Annotated in this window: 8 protein-coding genes; 5 read left to right on the forward strand and 3 right to left on the reverse strand. The window is 70.5% G+C overall.

Going from position 1 to position 8,002, the window contains the following annotated elements:
* Positions 1-162: 162 nt before the first annotated feature.
* The gene (locus tag B8460_RS03730; RefSeq protein WP_048860233.1) at positions 163-489 is read left to right on the forward strand and encodes an NIPSNAP family protein; all 327 of its coding nucleotides are present in this window, start codon (positions 163-165) and stop codon (positions 487-489) included.
* Between the two features lie 45 nt (positions 490-534).
* Here the strand turns inward: B8460_RS03730 and B8460_RS03735 are convergent, their stop codons facing one another.
* Both B8460_RS03735 and cysQ read right to left on the reverse strand, forming a co-directional pair.
* On the reverse strand, positions 535-1,563 hold the full coding sequence (locus tag B8460_RS03735) for a GHMP family kinase ATP-binding protein (protein ID WP_048860234.1): 1,029 nt from the start codon (positions 1,561-1,563) through the stop codon (positions 535-537).
* Between the two features lie 80 nt (positions 1,564-1,643).
* Positions 1,644-2,420 (reverse strand): 3'(2'),5'-bisphosphate nucleotidase CysQ, encoded by a 777-nt coding sequence (gene cysQ, locus B8460_RS03740; RefSeq protein ID WP_048860235.1) that lies wholly within the window; start codon positions 2,418-2,420, stop codon positions 1,644-1,646.
* Positions 2,421-2,577: 157 nt separating this feature from the next.
* On the opposite strand from cysQ, the gene B8460_RS03745 reads away from it, so the two are divergent.
* Genes B8460_RS03745 through B8460_RS03755 form a run of 3 tightly spaced genes read left to right on the forward strand, consistent with a single transcriptional unit; the run spans position 2,578 to position 5,002 of the window.
* Positions 2,578-3,012 carry a DUF3617 domain-containing protein gene (locus tag B8460_RS03745; RefSeq protein ID WP_158322695.1) on the forward strand — a complete coding sequence of 145 codons (435 nt, stop codon included), beginning with the start codon at positions 2,578-2,580 and terminating at the stop codon, positions 3,010-3,012.
* 46 nt (positions 3,013-3,058) lie between these two features.
* Positions 3,059-4,420 carry a TrpB-like pyridoxal phosphate-dependent enzyme gene (locus B8460_RS03750; RefSeq protein WP_048860237.1) on the forward strand — a complete coding sequence of 454 codons (1,362 nt, stop codon included), beginning with the start codon at positions 3,059-3,061 and terminating at the stop codon, positions 4,418-4,420.
* Positions 4,421-4,465: 45 nt separating this feature from the next.
* Positions 4,466-5,002 carry a hypothetical protein gene (locus B8460_RS03755; RefSeq protein ID WP_048860238.1) on the forward strand — a complete coding sequence of 179 codons (537 nt, stop codon included), beginning with the start codon at positions 4,466-4,468 and terminating at the stop codon, positions 5,000-5,002.
* A gap of 9 nt (positions 5,003-5,011) precedes the next feature.
* On the opposite strand, the gene B8460_RS03760 is transcribed toward B8460_RS03755, so the two are convergent.
* Positions 5,012-6,430 (reverse strand): helix-turn-helix domain-containing protein, encoded by a 1,419-nt coding sequence (locus tag B8460_RS03760; protein WP_048860239.1) that lies wholly within the window; start codon positions 6,428-6,430, stop codon positions 5,012-5,014.
* Positions 6,431-6,591: 161 nt separating this feature from the next.
* Between B8460_RS03760 and aceA the strand changes: the two genes are divergently transcribed.
* A complete protein-coding gene (aceA, locus tag B8460_RS03765) occupies positions 6,592-7,977 on the forward strand; it encodes an isocitrate lyase (RefSeq protein WP_048860240.1) in 1,386 nt (461 codons plus the stop codon).
* The last annotated feature ends 25 nt before the right edge of the window (positions 7,978-8,002 follow it).

The raw sequence follows: 8,002 nt of genomic DNA on the forward strand, positions 1-8,002 counted from the left end.
GGTTGCGCAACGGCCGGTCGCGTCGGTAACGTCACAGCCTCGCCGCTTCCGGATCACGCATGCCGGGCAGGATCATGATGCCGCCCGGCCGGACGGCGCAAGGCAAGCGACTTCATGCGTGCGCAAGCACCGCCACGGCTTCCGCCAGGAGATGAGCCCAAGATGATCGTCGATGTCCGCATCTACACCTGCAAGCCCGCGCGGGCGCAGCAATTCGTTGCCCTCTACAAGGAACATGCTTGGCCGCTGCAGCAGAAATACCTCGGCCGCTGCCTCGGCTGGTACGTGACCGTCGAGGGCGAGCTGAACACCGTCGTGCATCTGTGGGCGTATGACGACCAGGGCGACCGCGCCCGCCGGCGCGAGGCGATGGCCGCCGATCCCGGCTGGGCCGCGTTCCAGAAGAAGGTGGCCGACGCGGACTGCGTCATCTCGATGCAGAACCGCATCGTGCGCCCGACCGATTTCTCCCCGCCGCCGACCGCCTGAACACCGGTCGCCTGAACGAAACCGGGCGGCGCGGGCGGCTCCCGCCTACGCCGCCCGCCACGTCTCCACGCCGCGCTCGACGAAGTGGCAGGCCATGACCTGACCGTCGGTGCGGGCGAGCGCGCGCACCACGTCGGGGCGGCGCGGCGGATCGACCATGAACATGATGAAGCCGCCGCCCCCCGCGCCCGACACCTTGCCGGCCCGCGCGCCCGCGCCGATCGCCAGCGCGAAGGCCTGCTCGATGCGCGGATTGCTGATGCAGTCGGCGGTGCGCTGCTTGGCGTCCCAGCCCTTCGCCAGCAGCGCGGCGATCGCCGCGAAATCGCCGGCGATCAGCGCGTCGCGCATGTCCGCCGCGTCCGCCTTCATCGCGTGCATCGCGTCGATCGCCGCGTTGTCGCGGGCGGCGACGTTGCGCGTCTGCTGGTCGATGATCGCGGCGGAGGCGCGCGACGCGCCGGTGTAGAACAGCACCAGCGACGCCTCCAGCTCCGACACGATCCAGCCGCACGGGCGCAGCCGGTTGACCACGACGCGGTCGTCGGTGCGGAACTCCATGAAGTTGAAGCCGCCGAACGCCGCCGCGTACTGATCCTGCCGACCGCCCGACAGGCCAAGCTCCTGCCGCTCGATCTCCCACGCCAGACGCGCCAGCGCGTGCCCGTCGAGCCCGAGCGCCAGCCACTCCGCATAGGCGGCGAGGATGGCGACCACGAGCGTCGACGACGAACCGAGGCCGGAGCCCGGTGGCGCGTCGCAATGCGTGGTCAGCCGCAGACTGAGCGGCGCGCCGTCGCGGAACTGCCGCACCACGCGGTTGTGCACCGCCTGATGCAGCGCGAGCCGCCCCTCGGCCGGCAGCGGCGGCGCCGCCGGATAGGTCTCGCATGTCTGAAGGTCGCGGGCGTCGAACACCACCCGCCCGTCCTCCGTCGCCTCGATATGCGCATAGGCATGCAGGTCGACGGTCGCGTTCAGCACCTGGCCGCCGAACGTGTCGCAGAACGGCGAGAGGTCGGTCCCGCCCCCTCCCAGCCCCAGCCGCAGCGGCGCGCGCGCCCGTATTCTCACCCCTGCCCCCTTTGGTTAACCAAAGGTTGCAGCGACTCGCGATGAATAACAACTCTTAGTTGGGTTACGCTTTCGGGGCGCTACCCGGTCGTGGCGCCCGTGCAGATGAAGGACGGGTTCTCCCACCCCGGCTTGCCGTAGCCGAGCGGCGCGCCGTCGAGCGTGCGGACATGCCCGCCCGCCGCTTCCAGAACCGCCTGCGGCGCGCCGGTGTCCCACTCCATCGTGCGGCCGAAGCGCGGATAGATGTCCGCGGCCCCCTCCGCCAGCCGGCAGAACTTCAGGCTGGAGCCAATATTCGTCACCGACGCGACCTGCCGCTCGCCCAGATAGGCGATCAGGCGCGGATCGTTGGCCGACCGGCGGCTGGCCATGACCGCGAGCCCGTCCGCCGGCACCGGGCGCGCCTGGATGCGCTGCTCGCCGGCCGCCGTCCGCTTGAACGCGCCCCGCCCGACGATGCCGCCGAACAACTCGCCGAGCGCCGGGGCCGCGACGATGCCGAGCACCGGGCGGCCGTCGCGCACCAGGCCGATATTGACCGTGAACTCGTCGCGCAGGGCGGCGAACTCGCGCGTGCCGTCGAGCGGATCGACCAGCCAATAGGTGTGCGTCGGCAGCGGCACCTCGCCGCCCGCGCACGCCTCCTCGGCGACGATCAGGATGTCGGGGACCGCCTCGCGCAGGCCGGCGGCGATGATCGCCTCCGCCGCATGATCGGCCGCGGTGACGACGGAGGCGTCGTCCTTCTGGCGCACGTCCATGCCGTCCACGCCGCGGGCGCGGATGGCCATGATCGCCGCCCCTGCGCGCCGGGCGAGATCGGCGGAGAGCGAAAGCAGGGCTGCGTCGTCCATGGACGCAGGATGATACGCCGCACCGTAGCGCGCAACTTCCCGCCTTCCGGTCATGCCGCCGTCCGGATAGGATCGGCCGTCGCAAATGAACCAGCGCCCGCGGGCCGGCCCGATCCGGTGGCCACGCCACGGGCCGAACAGCGGGCGGGGTACCAACGTGCGTTACAGAGTGTTTGCCGGCGTCGCCCTGGCGTCGTGCCTTGCCGCGTCCGTGTCGGCGCATGCCGACCTGCTGCCCGGCACCTACCAGCTCACCAGCACGGTGACGATCCAGGGCATGTCCCAGCCGCAGACCCAGACGCATGACGAGTGCATCAAGGGCGCGGACGCCAAGGACCCGGCCGGCCACATGCTGCGGCAGATGAGCGCCAACGGCCAGTGCACCGTCGGGCATCACAGCATCGACGGCGGCCATCTCGTCGCGGACTTCACCTGCAGCATGCAGGGCCACCAGACGAGCGGCCATCTCGACGTCATGTTCACCGACAAGACGATCGACGGCAGCATCGCGATGGAAGTGGCGGCCGCCGGCCAGCAGGCGCAGCACGTCACGACGGTGATCAAGGCCATGCGCAAGGGCGATTGCAGCTAGCGGCGCCGGCGGACGGGACGGGCGAACCCGGGGGGGGGACGGACGGATGAGCGAGACGGTCAAGTATCTGCTGGACGAGACCCGCATCCCGCGGGACTGGTACAACATCGTCGCCGACCTGCCGCGCGGGCCGGAGCCGGTGCTGCATCCCGGCACGCTCCAGCCGATCGGCCCCTCCGACCTCGAACCGCTGTTTCCGATGGCGTTGATCGCGCAGGAAGTGGCGACCGAGCGGCATATCGAAATCCCCGGCCCGGTCCGCGACGTCTATCGCCAGTGGCGGCCGACGCCGCTGTTCCGCGCCCGCCGGCTCGAACGCGCGCTCGATACCCCCGCGCACATCTACTACAAGTACGAGGGCGTCAGCCCGGCCGGCAGCCACAAGCCGAATACCGCCGTGGCGCAGGCTTTCTACAACGCCGAGGCCGGGGTGAAGCGGCTGACGACGGAGACCGGCGCCGGCCAGTGGGGCTCCTCCCTCGCCTATGCGGGCGCGCTGTTCGGCCTCGACGTGCAGGTCTTCATGGTCCGCGTCAGCTTCGACCAGAAGCCCTATCGCCGCGCGCTGATGGAGGCGTGGGGCGCCGAATGCATCCCGAGCCCGAGCCCGCGCACCAACAGCGGCAGGCAGATCCTCGCGACCCATCCCGACAGCAGCGGCAGCCTCGGCATCGCCATCAGCGAGGCGGTGGAGGTCGCGGCGCAGAACGACGACACCAAATACGCCCTCGGCAGCGTGCTCAACCACGTCCTCCTGCACCAGACGATCATCGGGCAGGAAGCGATGGAACAGATGGCGATGGCGGGCGAGGCGCCGGACATCATCGTCGGCTGCACCGGCGGCGGCAGCAACTTCGCCGGCATCGCCTTCCCCTTCATCGGCGCGGCGCTGCGCGCCGGCTCGTCGATCAAGGTCGTCGCCTGCGAGCCCGCCGCCTGCCCGAGCCTGACGCGCGGCACCTATGCCTATGATTTCGGCGACACCGGGCATCTGACGCCGCTGGTCAAGATGCACACGCTCGGCTCCGCCTTCGTCCCGCCGGGCTTCCATGCCGGCGGCCTGCGCTATCACGGCATGGCGCCGCTGGTCAGCCTCGTCGCCGATCTGGGCCTGCTGGAGGCGCGCGCCTACACGCAGAACGCCTGCTTCGCCGCCGGGCTGCAATTCGCCCGGACCGAGGGCATCCTGCCGGCGCCGGAAGCCAACCACGCAGTTCGCGGCGCCATCGACGAGGCGCTGCGCTGCAAGGAGGAAGGCGTCGGCCGCACCATCCTGTTCAACCTGTGCGGCCACGGCCATTTCGACATGCAGGCCTATATCGACTACGGCGCCGGCCGGCTGGAGGATCGCGAATACGACCCCGCTTTGCTGCAGGCGGCGCTGGAGGCACTCCCGGCGGTCGCCTGACCGCCCGCGCGACGGCGACCGGTCCGACCGCGGAACCCTGAGGACGTGACACCCACGGCGGGCCTTCCCGCGGCGCTCGGCCCCTGGAACGCGTATTTCGAGCTGCTGGGGGCTGCGGCCGCGACCCTGATCGGCCTGCTGTTCGTCGCGGCGTCGGTCGGCACCGGGTTCTTCACGCACGAGCGCGCCTACGCCGTCCGCACCTTCCTCTCGCCGAGCGTGGTGAACCTCGCCACCGTGCTGGCGGCCTGCCTCATCGCGATCGCGCCCTTTCCCGACGGCCGCGGCTGCGGCGTGCTGATCCTCGCAGATGGGCTGTTCGGCTGCCTCTACGGGGCGGGCGTCTGGCGCGCCTTCGTCCGCAACGACCGGCACCACCACGTCCCGCTCGACGACCGCATCTGGTACCTGGTGGTACCCGCGCCCGCCCATGCCGGCATCCTCGCCGCCGGTGCCCTGCTCGTCGCGCGCGCCGACGGCGGCTGCGCGCTGCTCGCGCTCTCGGCGGCGGCGCTGCTGATGATCAGCATCCGCAACGCCTGGGACATGACCACCTGGATGATCCTCAGCCGCGAGCGGTAGCGCGCCCCTTCAGCCCGGCCGGCCGTTGCCACGTTTCTTGCGCGCCTCGAACCGATAGGGGCTGGCCCCGGTCGCGTTCGGATCGAGCACCAGCCGGTGTTCGAGCGGCGGGAAGGCGCGGCTGCGGCAGTCCGGCCGGTCGCACAGGCGGCAGGACAGGCCGATGCCGACCCGCGCCCGGTCGAGATCGAGCCCGTCCGAATAGATGACCTCCGCCGCATGGGCGAGGCGGCAGCCCATGGCGACCACCTGCACCGGGGCCGGATCGCCCCAGCGCGCCGCCGGGCCGTGGATCGTGCGCGCGAAGGTGAGGAACGTGTCGCCCTCCGGCAGCTCGGCCACCTGCACCCGCACCTCGCCCGGCGTCGCGAACGCCGTGTTGACCACCCAGCGCGGGCAGGAGCCGCCATAGCGGGCGAAGGGAAATCCGGCGACGGAGAACCGCTTCGACACGTTGCCCGCCGGATCGGTGCGCACGAAGAAGAACGGCACGCCGCGCGCGCCCTCGCGCTGCAGGGTCGTCAGCCGGTGGCACGCCTGCTCGAACGACACGCCGAAGCGGGCGGACAGGGCCTCCATGTCGTGACGCAGCTCCCGCGCCGCCCCGAGGAACGGGTCATAGGGCATGATCAGCGCCCCCGCGACGTAGTTCAGCAGGCCCACCCGGATCATCGCCGCCGCCTCGGCGCTCGATGGATCGGCCGGCGCCAGCACCGCCTCCACCGCCTCGCGCGCCTCCAGCAGGGCCAGCTGGAACGCCATGTGAAAGCCCCGGCTCTCGCGCGGCAGATCCTGCGACAGGGTCAGCAGCCGCGCCTGCGGGTCATAGCGGCGCAGCGCGCCCTCCAGCGGCACCACCATGACCGTAAGCCCGTGATGGCGGCGCAGCCGTTCGGCCAGCGCGTGGTTCATCTCGTGCGGGCCGGCCGCCAGCTGCGCGTGGATGGCGGCGGCGGCGTCCTCCAGCGACGGGAAATGGTTGGCGTTGTCGTTGAAGAAGTCCCGCGTCTCCTCGTTCGGCAGCAGGATGCGCCGCCCGGACGGCAGAGCGAGGCCGCCCGAATCCTCCCGCGCCACCCGCCAGGCGCGATACAGCGCCAGGATCGCCCGCGCCGCGTTGGGGGCGGAGCCGGCGACGGCGGCGGCTTCCTCGTCCGGCACCTCCTCGGCCAGGAGGGGATCGGCGAAGACTTCCTTCAGCCCGACCTCCAGCTCCCGCTCCTCCGAGCCGGACAGGGCGGCGAGATCGACGCGCAGCGTCTCCGCCAGCTTGATCAGCAGGCTGGCGGTCACCGCCCGCTGCTCATGCTCTATGAGGTTGAGATAGCTCGCGGAAATGCCCAGCCGCACGGCAAGCGCCTGCTGGGTGAGGCCGCGTTCGAGCCGTAGGCGGCGAACGGTACGGCCGATCAGTGCACGGGAGGCCATTCACACGATTTACAATTTTACATCCCGGTTCGTGAAGACCCGCACCGCATTGCGGCATGGCCGCGTCATGGGGACTAAACTTCCGACCCCGCTTGTGAATTATTCACCCACACGACGTTACCGTGCCCCGTCCGGCACGGCGTGACCAGGAGACGACTTTCATGCGACCGACCTCGAACCCGGCCTACCTTCCCGACGGCCTGGCCCATGCGGGGGGCGACCCGGAGCGTTTCGCCGGCATCCAGCGCGACTATTCGCCCGAGGATGTGCAGCGTCTGTCCGGCTCGTTCCGCGTGCGCCACACGCTGGCGGAAATGGGCGCGGCGCGCCTGTGGCACCTGCTGAAGACCGAGCCCTTCGTCAACACGCTCGGCGCGCTGACCGGCAACCAGGCCGTGCAGCAGGTCAAGGCCGGTCTGAAGGCGATCTATCTTTCCGGCTGGCAGGTCGCGGGCGACGCCAACACCGCCGGCCAGATGTATCCGGACCAGAGCCTGTATCCGGTCGACAGCGTCCCAAACGTCGTCCGCCGCATCAACAACGCGCTGCGCCGCTGCGACCAGATCGCGACGCAGGAAGGCGGCCGCGACGGCACCTACTGGATGGCGCCGATCGTCGCCGACGCGGAAGCCGGCTTCGGCGGCCCGCTGAACGCCTATGAGCTGATGCGCGCCATGATCGAGGCCGGCGCCGCCGGCGTTCACTTCGAGGATCAGCTCGCGTCCGAGAAGAAGTGCGGCCATCTGGGCGGCAAGGTCCTGGTGCCGATCAGCCAGCACATCCGCACCCTGAACGCCGCCCGCCTCGCGGCCGATGTCGAGGGCGTGCCGACCGTGCTGCTGTGCCGCACCGACAGCCACTCGGCGCAGCTGCTGACGACCAACGTCGACGAGCGCGACCATCCGTTCATCAGCGACGACCGCACGCCGGAAGGCTTCTTCCGCATCAAGAAGGGCCTGGGCGTCGAATACGCGATCGCCCGCAGCCTCGCCTATGCCCCGTATGCCGACCTGCTGTGGTGGGAGACGAGCGAGCCGAACCTCAAGGAGGCCGAGCAGTTCGCCAACGCCATCCACAAGCAGTTCCCGGGCAAGATGCTCGCCTATAACTGCTCGCCGAGCTTCAACTGGGCGAAGAAGCTGCCCGCCGACAAGATCGCCAGCTTCCAGCGCGCGATCGGCTCGATGGGCTACCGCTTCCAGTTCGTGACGCTGGCCGGCTTCCACAGCCTGAACCACTCCATGTTCACGCTGGCCCGCGGCTACAAGGAGCGCGGCATGGCCGCCTACTCCGAGCTGCAGCAGGCGGAGTTCGCGTCCGAGGCCGACGGCTACACGGCGACGCGCCACCAGCGCGAGGTCGGTGTCGGCTACTTCGACGCGGTGGCGACGGCGATCTCGGGCGGCACGTCCAGCACGACGGCGATGGCCGGCAGCACCGAGACCGAGCAGTTCCACGACGGTCACGAGGCGAGCGAGCCCGATCCGCATCACGACTTCGACGACGGTCTGGTGCACAGCCACGAATGGGCGTCGGGCGGCAAGTAAGCCCCCGCCCGAAGGCGCCCGCCGC

This window comes from Acidisphaera rubrifaciens HS-AP3, assembly GCF_000964365.1.
GTDB classification, from domain to species: Bacteria; Pseudomonadota; Alphaproteobacteria; order Acetobacterales; family Acetobacteraceae; genus Acidisphaera; species Acidisphaera rubrifaciens.

Bases quoted from the DNA above. Each gene is read 5' to 3' on its own strand.
- cysQ (WP_048860235.1), bottom strand. From the start codon at position 2,420: ATGGACGACGCAGCCCTGCTTTCGCTCTCCGCCGATCTCGCCCGGCGC.
- B8460_RS03730 (WP_048860233.1), top strand. From the start codon at position 163: ATGATCGTCGATGTCCGCATCTACACCTGCAAGCCCGCGCGGGCGCAG.
- B8460_RS03760 (WP_048860239.1), bottom strand. From the start codon at position 6,430: ATGGCCTCCCGTGCACTGATCGGCCGTACCGTTCGCCGCCTACGGCTC.
- aceA (WP_048860240.1), top strand. From the start codon at position 6,592: ATGCGACCGACCTCGAACCCGGCCTACCTTCCCGACGGCCTGGCCCAT.
- B8460_RS03750 (WP_048860237.1), top strand. From the start codon at position 3,059: ATGAGCGAGACGGTCAAGTATCTGCTGGACGAGACCCGCATCCCGCGG.